General features: G+C 59.6%; 13 protein-coding genes. 11 read left to right on the forward strand and 2 right to left on the reverse strand.

The genetic code is table 11. The features are described from left to right. Positions 1 to 166 precede the first annotated feature (166 nt). Both AAIH70_RS11320 and AAIH70_RS11325 read left to right on the forward strand, forming a co-directional pair. Complete coding sequence (locus AAIH70_RS11320; RefSeq protein WP_348639709.1) at positions 167 to 3,526, forward strand: DUF3971 domain-containing protein; 3,360 nt, start codon at positions 167 to 169, stop codon at positions 3,524 to 3,526. Between the two features lie 21 nt (positions 3,527 to 3,547). Beyond that, the gene (locus tag AAIH70_RS11325) at positions 3,548 to 3,919 is read left to right on the forward strand and encodes a SecDF P1 head subdomain-containing protein (RefSeq protein WP_132272329.1); all 372 of its coding nucleotides are present in this window, start codon (positions 3,548 to 3,550) and stop codon (positions 3,917 to 3,919) included. Positions 3,920 to 3,970: 51 nt separating this feature from the next. On the opposite strand, the gene tyrS is transcribed toward AAIH70_RS11325, so the two are convergent. Continuing rightward, positions 3,971 to 5,224: a tyrosine--tRNA ligase gene (gene tyrS / locus AAIH70_RS11330; RefSeq protein WP_132272330.1), complete on the reverse strand. Its 1,254-nt coding sequence runs from the start codon at positions 5,222 to 5,224 to the stop codon at positions 3,971 to 3,973. A 94-nt stretch (positions 5,225 to 5,318) separates the two neighbouring features. Between tyrS and AAIH70_RS11335 the strand changes: the two genes are divergently transcribed. The 3 genes from AAIH70_RS11335 to AAIH70_RS11345 all read left to right on the forward strand — a co-directional run bounded on the left by AAIH70_RS11335 (position 5,319) and on the right by AAIH70_RS11345 (position 9,079). Beyond that, a complete protein-coding gene (locus AAIH70_RS11335) occupies positions 5,319 to 6,446 on the forward strand; it encodes an anhydro-N-acetylmuramic acid kinase (protein ID WP_132272331.1) in 1,128 nt (375 codons plus the stop codon). Between the two features lie 86 nt (positions 6,447 to 6,532). After that, complete coding sequence (locus AAIH70_RS11340; protein WP_430034060.1) at positions 6,533 to 7,729, forward strand: GGDEF domain-containing protein; 1,197 nt, start codon at positions 6,533 to 6,535, stop codon at positions 7,727 to 7,729. Between the two features lie 192 nt (positions 7,730 to 7,921). Next, positions 7,922 to 9,079 (forward strand): GGDEF domain-containing protein, encoded by a 1,158-nt coding sequence (locus tag AAIH70_RS11345; protein WP_132272333.1) that lies wholly within the window; start codon positions 7,922 to 7,924, stop codon positions 9,077 to 9,079. Between the two features lie 82 nt (positions 9,080 to 9,161). Here the strand turns inward: AAIH70_RS11345 and AAIH70_RS11350 are convergent, their stop codons facing one another. Then, complete coding sequence (locus tag AAIH70_RS11350) at positions 9,162 to 9,839, reverse strand: alpha/beta hydrolase (RefSeq protein ID WP_132272334.1); 678 nt, start codon at positions 9,837 to 9,839, stop codon at positions 9,162 to 9,164. 226 nt (positions 9,840 to 10,065) lie between these two features. On the opposite strand from AAIH70_RS11350, the gene AAIH70_RS11355 reads away from it, so the two are divergent. The 6 genes from AAIH70_RS11355 to AAIH70_RS11380 all read left to right on the forward strand — a co-directional run bounded on the left by AAIH70_RS11355 (position 10,066) and on the right by AAIH70_RS11380 (position 16,553). After that, complete coding sequence (locus AAIH70_RS11355; RefSeq protein ID WP_132272335.1) at positions 10,066 to 11,232, forward strand: cysteine desulfurase family protein; 1,167 nt, start codon at positions 10,066 to 10,068, stop codon at positions 11,230 to 11,232. Positions 11,233 to 11,380: 148 nt separating this feature from the next. After that, positions 11,381 to 12,850 (forward strand): Fe-S cluster assembly protein SufB, encoded by a 1,470-nt coding sequence (sufB, locus tag AAIH70_RS11360; RefSeq protein ID WP_132272336.1) that lies wholly within the window; start codon positions 11,381 to 11,383, stop codon positions 12,848 to 12,850. Continuing rightward, positions 12,850 to 13,071: a hypothetical protein gene (locus tag AAIH70_RS11365; protein WP_132272337.1), complete on the forward strand. Its 222-nt coding sequence runs from the start codon at positions 12,850 to 12,852 to the stop codon at positions 13,069 to 13,071. The genes sufB and AAIH70_RS11365 overlap by 1 nt, the downstream gene beginning before the upstream one ends. Positions 13,072 to 13,112: 41 nt before the next feature. Next, positions 13,113 to 13,868, forward strand: coding sequence for a Fe-S cluster assembly ATPase SufC (gene sufC / locus AAIH70_RS11370; protein WP_132272338.1), 756 nt, complete (start codon positions 13,113 to 13,115; stop codon positions 13,866 to 13,868). Between the two features lie 20 nt (positions 13,869 to 13,888). Further along, entirely contained in the window at positions 13,889 to 15,163 is a 1,275-nt protein-coding gene (gene sufD / locus AAIH70_RS11375; RefSeq protein WP_430034064.1) for a Fe-S cluster assembly protein SufD, read from the forward strand. Positions 15,164 to 15,314: 151 nt separating this feature from the next. Beyond that, positions 15,315 to 16,553: a cysteine desulfurase gene (locus AAIH70_RS11380; RefSeq protein ID WP_430034066.1), complete on the forward strand. Its 1,239-nt coding sequence runs from the start codon at positions 15,315 to 15,317 to the stop codon at positions 16,551 to 16,553. The last annotated feature ends 6 nt before the right edge of the window (positions 16,554 to 16,559 follow it).

The following is a 16,559-nucleotide window of genomic DNA, read 5'->3' on the forward strand; positions in this document are numbered from 1 at the left end:
ATTTCCTTTCTTTCGCCCCACCAAGGGGTGATTGTTGCCGCATTCGATATATATTGGCGGCGGCTGCGTCCAGCAGGGGTATGGGCGCATTTTCGATTCGTTCCGGAGCATTATGGCGGAGATACGCGGAGAAAAGGTGCGGTTCAGCCGCAAGGACATCGTTTCCTTGCACGAATTGCCCTCGGCCCAGGTGGATGATCCGATCATCGTGCATTGCCCGCCGCCACAACGTCGCCGGGCACGCCGGCTGACGCGTTTCTGCGTGTCTTTTCTGCTGTTCCTTACCGTTGCTTTTGGACTGGTGCTGGCGGCGATCGAGACGGGTACGATCGATGGCGCGCTGGAACGGCAGGCACAATCGGCGCTGAACGGCGCGATCGGCCCACGTTATCAAGCGACGGTCGGTTCCACCGCCATCCGCATCGACAACACATGGCGTATTGCGCTGGAGGCCCGCGATGTGGATCTGGTCGAGGTTGCGACCGGCAAACACCTGACCAGGCTCGGCGCCATGCGCATGGCGGTCGATCCGCTGGCGCTTTTGTCGGGTACGCTGACGGTGCGGCACATGGAGGCGGAAAATATCAGTCTCGATACGGCCGTCCTGCCGGCAGGGGACCCGCTCGATCCCGCCAATCTCCGCGTCGATGACCTGCCGCCCGCCTTGGAACAGGTTTTTCAACGTCTGGACGAAGCGCGTGGGTTGATCGAGCGCACCGGCACCGGTTCGATGACCATTTCAGGTTTCGAGGTGCGTTTTCCGCCGGCGCGCGATGGCAAGATTTCTGTCCTGAAGGTGGAAACACTGCAATTGACCCGCACGCCGGACGGGCTGGTGCGTGTGGAAGGCGCGCTCGAACTTGACGGGCGCGTAGCGCAGCTGGATATCAAGGCGACAGCCGTCAACAATGTGACGACCGGCCTGCAGGGGCGGGTCAGCGGCGTAGAAGTGACACCCTTCCTGCTGCAGCATGCACCGGACGGCAGTCCACGCGAGGGACTGGAAGGTTCGCTCGATCTCGACATTTCCGCAAGCCGCCAGACGGAAACGACGACACAGGCCATCAAGGCCTCGCTGCTGGGCCGTCCGGGCATGTTCTATTTCGATGGTGTCGGGCAGGCGCTGTCGGGCGCCGAGATCAATATCGCTTACAATTTTGCCAAGCAGTCGATCGAGATCTTGCCGTCGGAAGCGCGGCTGGGGCCAACCGTGCTGCCGATCAGCGGTGCGGTCGTCGATCTTGACCGGCTGAACGCCGATGACAAACGTCCGGGCGTGGGGCTCGATCTGCTGGTCCGCGGCGCGCGGGCGCAGTCGGAAAATTCCGGCGAGGAAAAGGTTGTGTTCGACCTCAAGGCCGGCGGGCGTTATCTCTCCGGCGAAAGACGGCTGGAAATCGATCAGTTGCTGGTTTCCAGTCCGATGGGGCAGATGGCCGGCTCGCTGCAGCTGAGCCTGCATGGGCAGGTGTCGCCGGAAATCAGCTTTGGCGCGCAATTGCCGGAGATGAAGGTGGCGGCGGTCAAGCAGCTGTGGCCATTCTGGATGGCGCGCAAGCCGCGCGACTGGGTGATGGCCAACATGTTTGGCGGCGATATCACCAACGGCTCGATTGCTGTCTTCATTCCTGCCGGGCGCATGAAAGGCCCCGGCATGCCGCTCAATCTCAACGGCGACGAGTTGCGCATCAGTTTCGATATTGCCGGAAACCGGCTGAATCTGCCCGGAGAGATTCCGCCACTGAAGGAGCTTGGCGGACATTTCGACCTCACCGGCGAAAAACTTTCCGTCAAGATCGCCAAGGCCAATGCGACGTTTGCATCCGGGCGGGTGGTCAATGTCGACGGCGGCACGTTCACCATTCCGCAGACCTATACCAAGCCGCTGATGGCAGACCTCGACATAAAGGTTGCCGGCAAGGCCGACGCCATTGCGGAACTGGCAAGCGCCAAGCCTGTGAATGGGCTGAGAGGCACCGGTCTCGCCGTCGACGATTTTTCCGGCAAGGCATCGGCCGATGTCCAGGCGCGATTCGGGCTGATTTCGGATCAAGGCCCGCCCAAGCCTGTCTTCAAGGCGCAGGTGGCATTGACCGATGTCGATCTCGCCCGGCCGATGGAAGGCCACAAAATCACCAGTGTCGATGGCAAGCTCGATATCGATCCGCAGGCGGCGCGTCTGGAGGCGAAAGGCGCGATCGATGCGGTTCCGGCGGAAATTTCGCTGGTGGAGCCGGTCGACAAGAACTCTCCGGTCAAGCGCGAGCGGGTGATCACAGCGTCGTTGAGCAACGACCAGCGGGAAAAGCTCGTACCGGGCCTTTCGGACATCATCGACGGCACCGTGTCGGTGGAGCTTTCGCGGATCGACGACAAGCGTCAGGGCGTGAAACTCGATCTTGGCCGGGCAGCGCTGTCCATCCCCTATGTGGGCTGGACCAAGGGCAGCGGCATTGCCGCCAAGGCGACATTCGAGGTCTCCAAGACGGACAGCCGTACGGATATCGAAAAATTCGTGCTCGATGGCGATGGTTTTGGCGCCAGAGGCGATCTCAGCCTGTCCGGCAGTCAGCTTTCCGCGGCCAGTTTTTCCAGCATGAACCTCTCGCCCTCCGACAATTTTGCGGTATCGCTCAAACAGAGCAAGGGTGTCTACGATATCAGCGTGAGCGGAGAGACTGCCGATCTGCGGCCGGTGATCAGCCGCATGCGCAATTCCACCGATGGCGGCAAGTCGGACAAGCCGTCCGAAGGTGGTGCAACGGTGCGGCTGAAATTGTCGAGGCTGATCGGCTTCAATGACGAGGCGATCCGTAACGCCTCGCTGCAATTGACGATCCGCGAAGGTGACGTCAAGCGGCTCGATCTGTCAGGCGTGACCAATAACGGCCAGGCGGTGGTTGGCGAAACCCGCAGCGGTAACGGCCGTGACATCATCTCGCTGACGAGCGGCGATGCCGGTTCGCTGGCACGTTTTGCCGATCTTTATTCGCACATGCGCGGCGGGCTGCTGAACCTGCAATTCGAAACCGAAACCGGCAGTGACTGGAACGGTTCGGTCGATGTCCGCAATTTCAATGTCGTCAACGAGCAGCGGTTGCAATCGATGGTCAGTACGCCATCGGGCGAGGGCGGACGCAGCCTGAACTCTGCCGTCAAAGGCAATGTCGATATCAGTTCGTCGAAATTCCAGCGCGGCTTTGCTCGGATGGCCTATCGCAACGGCACGATGGTGCTCGATAACGGTCTGGTGCGGGGCGAGAATATCGGTGCGACCTTCCAGGGCGTCGTCAAGGATGCGCGCGGCAACATGGATATGACGGGGACGTTCATGCCGGCCTACGGCTTGAACCGCCTGTTTGGCGAACTGCCGTTGTTCGGTGCCATTCTCGGCAATGGCCGCGACCGCGGCCTGCTCGGCATCACCTTCAAGCTCACCGGTAAATTTGCCAAGCCTGACCTGACGGTCAACCCGCTGTCGATCATCGCGCCGGGCGTATTCAGGCAGATTTTCGAGTTCCAGTAAGCGTCAGAAAAAGAGTTAGACATGAAAGCCATATTGCTTGCATCGGTCCTATTCGTCACCTCCGTATTGCCCCTTCACGCGGAAAGACTTGAAGTGTTCAGCGCCGAGGTGAAAGGCGATTCGCAGAACGGCTCACATGGCGTAGTGGTTCGTTTTTCACCTGCTGCTGGCCAGATCCTCGAACGCCTGACGAGGGAGAATATCGGTCGCACCGTGCATCTGGAGTTGAATGGCCGGGCTGTTCTTTCGCCGAAGGTGACCGCCCCCATCACCAATCGCTACATTTTCCTGTCCGATCTTAGTGCGGATCTCGCCGAGAGGCTCGCATCGGATATCATGAAGGCCGGCGCCATCGAGATGATCGTGCCGGGACCGGCGCCTGCCCAGCAATAAAAAGGGCCGCGCGATGCGGCCCTTAGACTGTGAACAGACGGCTTAAAGATATCAGGCCGGGCGCACGAGAATGTGCTTCTTCTTGCCGAGCGACAGCTTGATCACGCCGTCACCGGTAACTTCGCCGGTGCCGATGACCTTGCGCTCATCCGAAATCGCCACATCGTTGATGCGCACGGCACCGCCCTGAACGTGACGGCGGGCTTCGCCGTTCGAGGCAGCCAGACCGGCCTTGACGATCAGCGCGAGCAGGCCGATGCCGGCTTCGAGTTCGCCGGTCGCCACATCGATCGACGGCAGGTTGTCGGCAAGCGCGCCTTCCTCGAACGTCTTGCGGGCGGTTTCGGCAGCCTGTTCGGCATTGTCGCGGCCGTGCAGCATGGCAGTGACTTCGGTCGCGAGGATCTTCTTGACCTCGTTGATCTCGGAGCCGCCAAGTGCCGAGAGGCGAGCGATCTCATCCATCGGCAACGTGGTGTAGAGTTTCAGGAAGCGCGAAACGTCGGCATCCTCGGTGTTGCGCCAGTACTGCCAGAAATCGTAGGCCGACAGCATGTCCGGATTGAGCCAGACAGCACCGTTCAGCGACTTGCCCATCTTGGCGCCGGACGAGGTGGTCAGGAGCGGCGAGGTGAGCGCGTAAAGCTGCGGCGTACCCATGCGGTGGCCAAGGTCGATACCGTTGATGATATTGCCCCACTGGTCCGAACCACCCATCTGCAGGCGGCAGTCGTAGCGCTTGTTCAGCTCGACGAAATCGTAGGCCTGCAGGATCATGTAGTTGAATTCAAGGAAGGACAGCGACTGCTCGCGATCAAGGCGCGTCTTGACGCTGTCGAAGGACAGCATGCGGTTGACCGAGAAGTGACGGCCGACATCGCGCAGGAATTCGAGGTAATTGATCTCGCGCAGCCAGTCGCCGTTGTTGATCATCAGCGCGTCCTTCTTCCCTTCGCCGTAGCTGAGGTAGTTGGAGAACACGCGCTTGATGGAGGCGATGTTGCTTTCGATCGTGTCGACCGTCATCAGCTGGCGGGCATCGTCCTTGAAGGATGGATCGCCGACCATGCCGGTGCCGCCGCCCATCAGCGAGATCGGGCGATGGCCGGTCTGCTGCATCCAATGCAGCATCATGATCTGGATGAGACCGCCGGCATGAAGGGAAGGCGCCGTCGGATCGAAGCCGATATAGGCCGTCACGATTTCCTTGGCGAACAGTTCGTCGAGACCCGCCTCGTCGGAGATCTGGTGAATGAAGCCGCGCTCGTCGAGCGTGCGGAGGAAATCGGACTTGAACCTGGACATCTTTTTTCTCTGTGGATGTGTTTTTTGTCTGCGAGGCGGCATCTAGCATCGTTTTTCCGCATAATCACTTCAAAAGTGATTCTGGATGGCATCAATGACTGAGATGAAAACCGCAATCGGGCTGATGAGCGGCACGTCGATGGACGGGATCGATGTGGCACTGCTGCGCACCGATGGCGAAAACCGGGTGGAGCGCGGGCCGAGTTATTATGTGCCCTACGATCCCGCCTTGCGCGAACGCTGGAAACGCGCGCTGGAGGTGGCGAAGGCGATCACCGAGCGGACGCAGAGACCGGAAGATCTCGGTGTAAGCGAGCGGATGCTGACGCTTTGCCATGCGGCGGCGGTCAAATCGTTTCTGGGGCGAAACGACTTGGAGGCGACGGATATCGATCTTGTCGGTTTTCATGGTCAGACGGTGCTGCATCGGCCTGACGATGCGCTGACGGTGCAGATCGGCGATGGCCAATTGCTGGCGGACGAGATCGGCATCGACGTGGTTTTCGACATGCGCGCAAATGACATGGTGTTTGGCGGACAGGGCGCGCCGCTGATCCCGGTCTATCATGCAGCGCTTTCCGCCAACCTGCCGGATGCTTGCGAGCCGCCGGTGGTGTTCGTGAATATCGGCGGCATTTCCAACCTGACATTCGTCGGGCGCGACGGCACGCTGTCCGCCTTCGACAGTGGTCCCGGCAATATGCTGATCGACCAATGGGTGGAGGCGCATGGCGGCGGGGCCTACGACAAGGGCGGCCGCATCGCCGCGTCCGGCAAGGTCGTGCAGGCGCTAGCAGGCCAATATCTGGAAAGCCCGTTCTTTTCCGGCAATATTCGCCGTTCGCTGGACCGTGGTGACTTTATGCCACCAAAACCGGGAGACGCGTCGCTGGTCGATGGCGCACGCACGCTGGCGCATGTCACGGCTGCCGCCATCCTCAAATCGGCGAGCCATCTGCCGGAACCACCAAAAACCTATGTGGTCTGCGGTGGCGGGCGCCTGAATGGCGTGATCATGCGGGAGTTCTCCGATCTGGCGGCAGTACAGGGGGCAAACGTTGTTGCAGCGGAAGCGGCGGGTTTCGACGGCGGCGCGATGGAAGCTGAGGCCTGGGCCTATCTGGCGGTACGCTCGCTGCGTGGCCTGCCATTGACGTTTCCGGGCACGACGGGTGTCGAGAAACCGGTCAGCGGCGGAATTCTGTGCAGGACGCGTCTATAATACGTTTTCATATTTAGACGTTCATGCAATTCTGGGATGCGCGTAAACGCCTCCTGCCGGGCGCCGCTTTTTTGATTGATCGTTTTATGTCTGCTGCCGTGTTCTTTCTGGCGGTGAATTTTCTCATCGCCATTTGTTTCAGTGCCGTTTTTGCCGTCGTCTCGGTATATAGCCGCTCGCGCCTTGCTGCGCAGTTTTTCTCCGCAGGATTTGCCGTCGCCTCGCTGACAGCCATCTGCGAACTCGGCGTCGCCTACAGCACCATACCGGTGCCATGGGCGATCGGCGTGTACGGCACGGTTCTGGCCGGCTTGGTTTTCCTGCAGATGGGGATTGCTGCCCTATATGGAAGGCCGGTCCCGATACCGGTCGCGGTCATCACGTTTCTGGCGGGGATGACGGCCTATCTGGTCATTATCGACGTCCCGCCCGGCAGCCTGTTGCACCGGCTTGCCTATCAGGGACCCTACGCGCTGGTGATGCTGGCGGCATCGGCGAGCGTCTTCATGTCCAACCGGCGGCTTGCAATCGATCGGGCACTGGCCTTCCTGCTGCTCTTCACCGGTCTGCATTTTTTCGTGAAAGCCTGGCTCGCCGTGACCATCGGAGCCGGCAATACTGCCAGGGATTATGTCTCGACCAACTATGCGGTGATTTCGCAAAGCCTGACTGCAGTGGCGATCGTAGCCGTGGGTCTGATGCTGCTCGCGGTTCTGGCGCTGGAAATCATGGCAGAGGAGCGTGATCACGCCGAGCGCGACAGCCTGTCCGGACTGTCCAATCGGCGCGGCTTTGAAAAGGGCGTGCGGCTGGCCATGCTGGGTAACGGCAATCGCCGCCATGCATTGATTCTCTGCGACCTCGATCACTTCAAATCGATCAACGACACCCATGGTCATCACGGTGGCGACATGGTGATCCGTTCATTTGGCGGCATGTTACGAAGCCATGCCGGCGCAGGTGCCATTGTCGGGCGCATCGGCGGTGAGGAATTCGCCGTGTTCCTGCCCAATACGCCGCCGACTGTTGCGGTCGTTGTCGCCGAAACCTTGCGCACCGGCGTCAAAACCATGGTCATAGCCGGCATGCCTGCGGATTTTATCGTCACCGCCAGCTTTGGTGTGGCCGGCATTTCCTTGCAGGAGAGCCTGGAAGAGGCGATGCGCAAGGCAGATGCCGCGCTTTATGATGCGAAACGTTCCGGGCGCGATTGTGTGCGGCAGGCCGCAGAAGCCCCGGCTGAGCCGTTCGATGGCCGCAACGGTCTGCATGTGGTCAAATAAGACTGCATTAACCTGATGGCGGCTGGAGATGGCGCCGCAGCGGTGTTCTTAAGATCAGGTAGGGTTCACCCAGCGGATGCTTTCCGTTGGCGAGGAAAACGTGATGGCCTTTAACATTTTGTTTTCACTGGGACCCTAATCTGCGGCCCACGATCCGCTTTACATCCGCCCATTCCATTCGATTGATCCCTGATGTCTGCTGCCGCGATATTTCTGGTGGTGAATTTTATCATCGGCCTATGTTTTAGCGCCGTATTCTCAGTCGTATCCATTTACAGCCGCTGGCGCTCTGCCGCTCTGCTGTTCTCAGCCGGCCTTTTCATCGCTTCGCTCACCATGCTCTCGGAGCTGGCTGTTGCCTATGCCGACAATCCAAGGCCTTGGTCCCTTGCCGTTTACGGCACCGTGCTGGCCGGACTGGTTCTGTTGCACTGGGGCGTTTCGGTGCTTTACGGCAGGCGTTTTCCCATATGGGTCGCCATTGTGACATTCCTTGCCGGCATGGCTGCCTATCTTCTAATCCGCGACGTTCCGCGGTCCTGGTGGGGTTACGGTTTTGCGTATCAGGGGCCTTATGCACTGGTGACGTTTTCAGCGGCCATCAACGTCGTCCTGTCGCAGCGCAAAACGGCGATGGACAGGGCGCTTGCCATCGTGCTCGCGCTGAGCGGTCTGCATTTCTTCCTCAAGGCGGTGCTGGCAGCCATAATGGGGCCAGGAGCGACGCCGAGCGTCTACATATCCACCCATTATGCGGTCCTGTCGCAAAGCATTACGGCGGTGTTGATCGTATCTGTCGGCCTGATGCTTCTGGCCGTGCTGACGCTCGACATCATGGCGGTCGAGAGAGGGCGTGCAGAACGCGACAGCCTATCCGGCCTTGCCAATCGCAGGGGCTTTGAAAAGGCCACGAAACGAGCGATGGAACAGGCTGGCGAACGTCAGCATGCTGTCATTCTTTGCGACCTCGATCACTTCAAATCGATCAACGACACCTATGGGCACCACGCCGGCGATATGGTCATCCGCGCATTTGGAACGATGATCGGGGCGCAGGCCGGGGCCGGTTCTATTGTCGGGCGCATCGGCGGTGAGGAGTTTGCAGTTTTTCTGCCTGATACATCGCCGGCAATCGCTGTCGCCGTGGCCGAAACGTTGAGGGTTGGCGCCCGCAAGATGATGGTTCCCGGTCTTCCCGGTGGCTTTGTCGTGACGGCCAGTTTTGGCGTCGCCGCCTTGTCGCCAAGGAGCGATCTGGACTTTGCCCTGCGTCAGGCCGATGCAGCCTTGTACGATGCCAAGCGCGGCGGCCGCGATTGTGTTCATCAGGCACCTGGGCTTGCGGCTTGATTGCCGACCGCGTTTGAGGCCGCCTGAAACGCAAACGGCCGCCCGAAAGGCGGCCGCTTAATTGTCAATGTGACCTATCCGTTTAGCGGATGCGCTTTGCTGCCGGTTCCGGCACCAGTTCGCCATTGAGGCGACGGTCGAGATAATCCTCGCATTCGCCCATCAACGTATCCACCTGGCCGTTGAAGAAGTGGTTTGCACCTTCCACGACCTTGTGGGTGATGAGGATGCCCTTCTGGGTCTTCAGCTTTTCGACGAGGCCGTTGACGTCCTTTTCAGGCGCGACCTTGTCCGAATCGCCATTGATGATCAGGCCGGAAGACGGGCAGGGTGCCAGGAAGGAGAAGTCATAGGTGTTCGGCTGCGGCGCGATCGACATGAAACCTTCGATTTCCGGACGGCGCATCAGAAGCTGCATGCCGATCCAGGCACCGAAGGAATAACCGGCAACCCAACAGCTCTTCGAATCGGGATGCAGGCTCTGCACCCAGTCGAGCGCCGAAGCAGCATCCGACAATTCGCCGGCGCCGTGGTCGAATTCGCCCTGACTACGACCGATCGAACGGAAATTGAACCGGAGTGTCGTGAACCCGCGCTTCTGGAACATGTAGAAGAGCTGGTAGACGATCTGGTTGTTCATCGTGCCGCCGAACTGCGGGTGCGGGTGCAGGATGATGGCGATCGGTGCGCTCTTTTCCTTGGAAGGCTGGTAGCGGCCTTCCAGGCGGCCTGCAGGGCCGTTGAAAATGACTTCGGGCATCGGTACTCCGGTCGGTGTCTCAGGTTTCGAACCGTTTCAGCAGAGCCTAGACTTGACGAAGTCTCTCAGCTTTCCTAAAAACAGTTTAGAACCATTCGAAATTGGGGTATCCATCAAGGTTTGCCCCGGTTGGGTGTCTCATACGGCAAGCCCGGCGAAAATTTCAAGGAAAATGCGCCGTACACTGCCTATCTAGAAACTGAACTGCATCGGACAATGGCCGACCATGGCGCTTCAACGCACATATCTCGACTGGAACGCGACCGCGCCGCTGTGTGAGCCGGCCCGCATGGCCATGCTTGAGGCATTGTCTTTGCCCGGAAATGCGTCTTCCGTGCACGGCGAAGGCCGGGCTGCGCGTGCTGCGCTGGAAAAGGCGCGGCGGTCTGTTGCAGCGCTTGCCGGTGCCGAACCGGCGCATGTGATCTTTACCAGCGGCGCGACCGAGGCCGCCAACCACGTCCTGACCCCGGACTTTCGCATGGGGCGTGCGCCGCTCAACATCGGTGCGCTTTATGTTACGGCGATCGAACATCCGGCCATCCGCGAAGGCGGTCGTTTCGGCGCCGAAAATGTCCATGAAATCCCGGTGACTGCCGCAGGTGTGGTTGATCTGGCGGCGCTCGAGGCGATGCTTGCCGCCCATGACCGCGCAAACGGTCTGCCGATGGTGGCTGTCATGCTGGTGAACAATGAGACCGGTATCGTCCAGCCTGTGGCGGATGCGGCAAAGCTTGCGCATGCGCATGGCGGCCTGATGGTCGTCGATGCCGTGCAGGCGGCCGGGCGTCTGCCGCTTGATATCAACTCGCTGGATGCCGATTTCCTGATCATCTCCTCGCACAAGATCGGCGGCCCGAAGGGTGTCGGCGCGCTGATCACGCGTGGCGAAGTGCTGATGCCGAAACCGCTGATCCGTGGCGGTGGCCAGGAAAAGGGGCATCGTTCCGGAACCGAAAACTTTTTTGCCATCGTTGGTTTTGGTGCAGCAGCAGATGCCGCCGCAGTCGAACTGGATGATCGACGCAGCCGGATGACCGGCTTGCGTGAAAAACTGGAAGCCGGCATGCGGGCTGCTGCGCCCGACGTCATCATTCATGGCGCAGATGTGGAACGCGTCGCCAATACCAGCTTCTTCACGCTGCCGGAACTGAAGTCAGAGACGGGACAGATCGGCTTCGATCTCGAAGGCATTGCGCTTTCGGCCGGATCTGCCTGCTCGTCCGGGCGGGTCGGCGAAAGTCATGTGCTGACGGCGATGGGGCATGATCCAAAGCTCGGTGGCCTGCGTATTTCGCTTGGTCCGACGACGACGGATGCTGATGTCGAACGCGCTATCGCTGCCTTTGCCAAGGTTGCCGGTCGCAGACGCCTTTCGGGGCAGGCGGCATGAGCTAGTTTAGAATGATTTGCGGAAACGCAAATTTTGACCTTGCCAAAAGGTGGGAAATTCCCCTTTTGGCGCTTACATGAGTGCGGAATTCCGCCAAGACGATGACAAGCTGCCGGACCCTTGATTCCGGCCAGATTTGGAGAATGAGATGCCTGCCGTTCAGGAAACAATCGATCAGGTTCGTGGGATCGATATCGACCAGTACAAATACGGTTTCGAAACGATCATCGAAGTCGACAAGGCGCCCAAGGGCCTGTCCGAGGATATCATCCGCTTCATCTCCGCCAAGAAGCAGGAGCCGGAATGGATGCTGGAATGGCGTCTCGACGCCTATCAGCGCTGGCTGACCATGGAAGAGCCGAGCTGGGCGCGCGTCGATTACCCGAAGATCGACTTCAACGATTACTACTACTACGCCGCTCCGAAGAACGTTACGGGTCCGGTTTCGCTGGATGAAGTCGATCCGGAACTGTTGCGCACCTATGAAAAGCTGGGCATTCCGCTGCGTGAGCAGGAAATCCTGGCCGGCGTTCAGAAGTCCAAGGTTGCCGTCGATGCGGTGTTCGACTCGGTTTCGGTCGTCACCACCTTCAAGAAGGAGCTTCAGAAGGCCGGCGTGATCTTCATGTCGATCTCGGAAGCCATCCGCGAACATCCCGACCTGATCAAGAAATATCTCGGCTCGGTCGTGCCGACCACCGACAATTATTATGCGACGCTGAATGCGGCTGTCTTCACCGACGGTTCGTTCGTGTTCGTGCCCAAGGGCGTGCGCTGCCCGATGGAACTGTCGACCTACTTCCGTATCAACGAGAAGAACACCGGCCAGTTCGAACGCACGCTGATCATCTGTGAAGAAGGCGCCTACGTTTCCTATCTGGAAGGCTGCACGGCGCCGCAGCGAGACGAAAACCAGCTGCATGCGGCTGTCGTCGAACTGGTGGCTCTGGACGATGCCGAGATCAAATACTCGACCGTGCAGAACTGGTTCCCGGGCGACAAGGACGGCAAGGGCGGCATCTACAATTTTGTCACCAAGCGTGGCGATTGCCGTGGCGACCGTTCCAAGATTTCCTGGACGCAGGTGGAAACCGGTTCGGCGATCACCTGGAAGTATCCGTCCTGCATCCTGCGTGGTGACGATTCGCGCGGCGAGTTCTACTCGATCGCGGTTTCCAACGGTCACCAGCAGATCGACAGCGGCACCAAGATGATCCATCTCGGCAAGAATACGTCGAGCCGCATCGTTTCCAAGGGTATCGCCGCCGGCGTTTCCCAAAACACCTATCGCGGCCAGGTTTCGGCGCACCGCAAGGCGAGCAATGCCCGCAACTTCACGCAGTGCGACAGTCTTCTGATCGGCGATCGTTGTGGCGCGCATACCGTGCCCTACATCGAGGCAAAGAACTCTTCGGCGCAGTTCGAGCACGAGGCGACCACCTCGAAGATCTCGGAAGACCAGCTGTTCTATTGCCTGCAGCGCGGCATCCCGACCGAAGAGGCGATCGCGCTGATCGTCAACGGTTTCGTGCGGGAAGTCATTCAGGAACTGCCGATGGAATTTGCCGTGGAAGCGCAGAAACTGATCGGCATCTCGCTTGAGGGTAGTGTGGGGTAATGAACGAGAAGGTCGAGAACCTCATTCTGGAACATCTCCGCGTCATGCGCGCGGACATGGCATCCATGAAGGAAGAGTTGAGCGGCATGAGAGCGGAAATGCTGGTGATGCGCCAGCACATGGCTGGATTGCTCGGTTCTCAGGTCCTTCACGATGGGGAACTCGCAACCATCAAAGTTCGCCTCGATAGAATCGAAAAACGGCTGGAACTCAGCGAATAAATTGCGGCTTTGGCCCGCTTCAAACAGACAAGAGATTGACCATGCTTGAGATCAAGAACCTGCACGCCCGTATCGCCGAAGACGGCACCGAAATCATCCGTGGCCTGAACCTCACCGTGAAGGCCGGCGAAGTCGCCGCCATCATGGGCCCGAACGGTTCCGGCAAGTCGACGCTGTCCTACATCCTGTCGGGCCGTTCTGACTATGAAGTCACAGAGGGCGAGATCCTTTATAACGGCGAGAGCATTCTGGAACTTGACCCGGCAGAACGCGCGTCCAAGGGCATCTTTCTTGCCTTCCAGTACCCGGTCGAAATTCCGGGCGTTGCCACCATGCAGTTCCTGAAAGTGGCCATGAACGAGCAGCGCAAGGCGCGTGGCGAAGAAGAACTGACGACGCCGGAATTCATCCGCCGCGTCAAGGAATCCGCTGCCGAGCTGAAGATCAACATGGACATGCTGAAACGTCCGCTCAATGTCGGCTTCTCCGGCGGTGAGAAGAAGCGCGCCGAAATCCTGCAGATGGCGCTGCTGCAACCGCAGCTTTGCGTGCTCGACGAGACCGATTCCGGCCTCGACATCGATGCGCTGAAGATCGTTGCCGATGGCGTCAACGCGCTGAAGTCGCCGGATCGCGCGACCATCGTCATCACCCACTACCAGCGTCTGCTCGACTACATCGTGCCGGATAGCGTCCATGTTCTCTACAAGGGCCAGATCATCCGTTCTGGCGACAAGGAACTGGCGCTGGAACTCGAAGCCAACGGTTATGCCGACATCATCGGCGCAGCAGCCTGATTGGCGGGAGGCAAGAGACCATGAACATCCAGACACAACCCCGCCTCAGCGCGGCCGAAAGCGCGCTGATCGACGCCTATAACGCGTCCTTCGGCGATCTGCCGGGCAATGGCGCCGTTGCCAGCGCGCGTGACCGCCTGCTCGACGACCTGAAGACGAACGGGTTGCCGACACGCCGTATCGAGGCATGGCATTACACCGACCTGAAGACACTGCTGCGTGCGGTTCCGACAGAAACCAGCACGGCCGTGATCGACGCCCAGACGCCTTTCGTAGCCGGTTCGCCGGTACTGGCGGTCCTGCAGGGCAAGATCGATACCAAGGCTTCCGTCGAGGGCGTCGTGGTCGGCGCCTTTGCCGACATGCTGCGCGAAGGCACTGCAGCGCCGGGTCTCTCCGTCATCGACGGTGATGATGCCATCGGCCGCATCAACGGCAGTTTTGTGCGCGACGGTTACGTGCTTGAAGTGCCGGCGGATGCAGAGCTGGAAACCCCGCTCGAAATCCAGGCGATCCACGGCGGCGGTCAGGTGCACACGCGCTTCCCGGTCAGCTTTGGTGCAAACAGCAAGGCAACCGTGATCGAGCGCCATGCGGCGACCGGCGACGGTGCGGCCTTCGTTTCAAGCGTCAGCGACATCTCGATCGGCGACGGCGCCGACGTGACCTGGGTGATCGTGCAGCAGCAGGGCGCCGACGATACGCATCTCGGCCAGATTCGCATCCGTGTGGGCGCTGACGCCAAGCTGAAGCTGTTTGTCATCAATACCGGCGGCAAGCTGGTTCGCCAGGAACTGCGCATCGACGTGGCCGGCGAGAACGCCGAATTGACACTGCGCGGCGTCAACCTGCTGGGCGGCGATACGCATACGGACGTGACGCTGGTTCTGGCGCATAACGTGCCGAACACCAGCTCGACGGAAGTTTTCCGCAACGTCGTGTTCGACCGTGCCCGCGGTGTATTCCAGGGCATGATCAAGGTCGCGCTCGATGCCCAGAAGACCGACGCGAAAATGTCGTGCAACACGTTGCTTCTGTCCGACGATGCCGACTTTTCGGCCAAGCCGGAGCTGGAAATCTTTGCCGATGACGTGGTCTGCGGTCATGGTGCGACCGTTGCCGATATCGACGACAACCATCTCTATTACCTGATGGCGCGCGGTATTCCGGAAAACAAGGCGCGTGCGATGCTGGTCAATGCCTTCGTCGCCGAGATCGTCGAAGAACTGGAAGACGAGCAGCTGGTGGAAGCGCTGGAAGGCATCATTTCTGCCTGGCTGGTCAAGCACGCCTGATATTTTGGGCGAGGGGGAGCCTGTCTCTCCCTCGTCATGCTCCTTGCCGGGTTCGGCCCGGCGATGGCGCCGGTATAGCGGTGACGCTCTCCGACAAGCATAGAGATTCTGCCGGAATTTCGCCCGTGAGCGAAATCAGAAAGGCTTATCGATGGATCAGATTACCCCGGCCGCTTACGACGTTGACGCCATCAGGCGGGATTTCCCGATCCTGTCGACCATGGTGCACGGCAAGCCGCTCGTCTATCTCGACAACGGCGCATCTGCGCAAAAACCGCAATCGGTGATCGACGCGATCTCCCATTCCTATTCGAACGAATATGCGAACGTGCATCGCGGCCTGCATTATCTCTCGAACGCGGCCACTGACGCCTATGAGGCAGCGCGCGAAAAGGTGCGCAAGTTTCTCAATGCCGGTTCGATCGACGAGATCGTTTTCACCAAAAATTCGACCGAGGCGATCAACACAGTCGCTTACGGTTACGGCATGCCGAAGATTGGCGAGGGTGACGAGATCGTCCTCTCGATCATGGAGCATCACTCCAATATCGTGCCATGGCATTTCATCCGCGAACGCCAGGGTGCAAAGCTGGTGTGGGTACCTGTCGATGACGAAGGCGCTTTCCATATCGAGGCGTTCGAAAAGTCTCTGACGGAAAAGACCAGGCTCGTCGCCATTACGCACATGTCGAATGCGCTTGGCACGGTGGTGCCGATCAAGGAAATCTGCCGGATTGCGCATGAACGCGGCATTCCTGTTCTGGTGGATGGCTCGCAGAGTGCCGTGCATATGCCGATCGATGTGCGTGATCTGGATTGCGACTGGTTCGTGATGACCGGTCACAAGCTTTACGGCCCGTCGGGAATCGGTGTGCTTTACGGCAAGACCGAGCGACTGAAGGAGATGCGTCCGTTCATGGGCGGTGGCGAAATGATCGTCGATGTCGATCAGGATTTTGTCACCTATAACGAGCCGCCTCATCGTTTCGAGGCCGGCACGCCGCCGATCGTGCAGGCGATCGGACTTGGTTACGCGCTGGATTACATGGAGAAGATCGGCCGCGAGGCGATTTCCCGCCACGAGGCGGATCTGACCGCTTATGCGACCGAGCGACTACAGGCAATCAACTCGTTGAAGATCATCGGCAATGCACCGGGCAAGGGCGCCATTTTTTCGTTCGAATTGGCCGGCATTCATGCCCATGACGTTTCGATGGTGATCGACCGCCGTGGTGTTGCGGTGCGGGCCGGCACACATTGTGCTATGCCGCTGTTGAAACGCTTTGGCGTAACCTCCACATGCCGTGCATCTTTTGGCATGTACAATACCCGTGCCGAGGTGGACGCGCTCGCCGATGCGCTCGACTACGCGCGCAATTTCTTTGCCTGAGGATTT

It is taken from the genome of Neorhizobium sp. BT27B, from assembly GCF_050455485.1.
In the GTDB taxonomy this organism is placed as follows: domain Bacteria; phylum Pseudomonadota; class Alphaproteobacteria; order Rhizobiales; family Rhizobiaceae; genus Neorhizobium.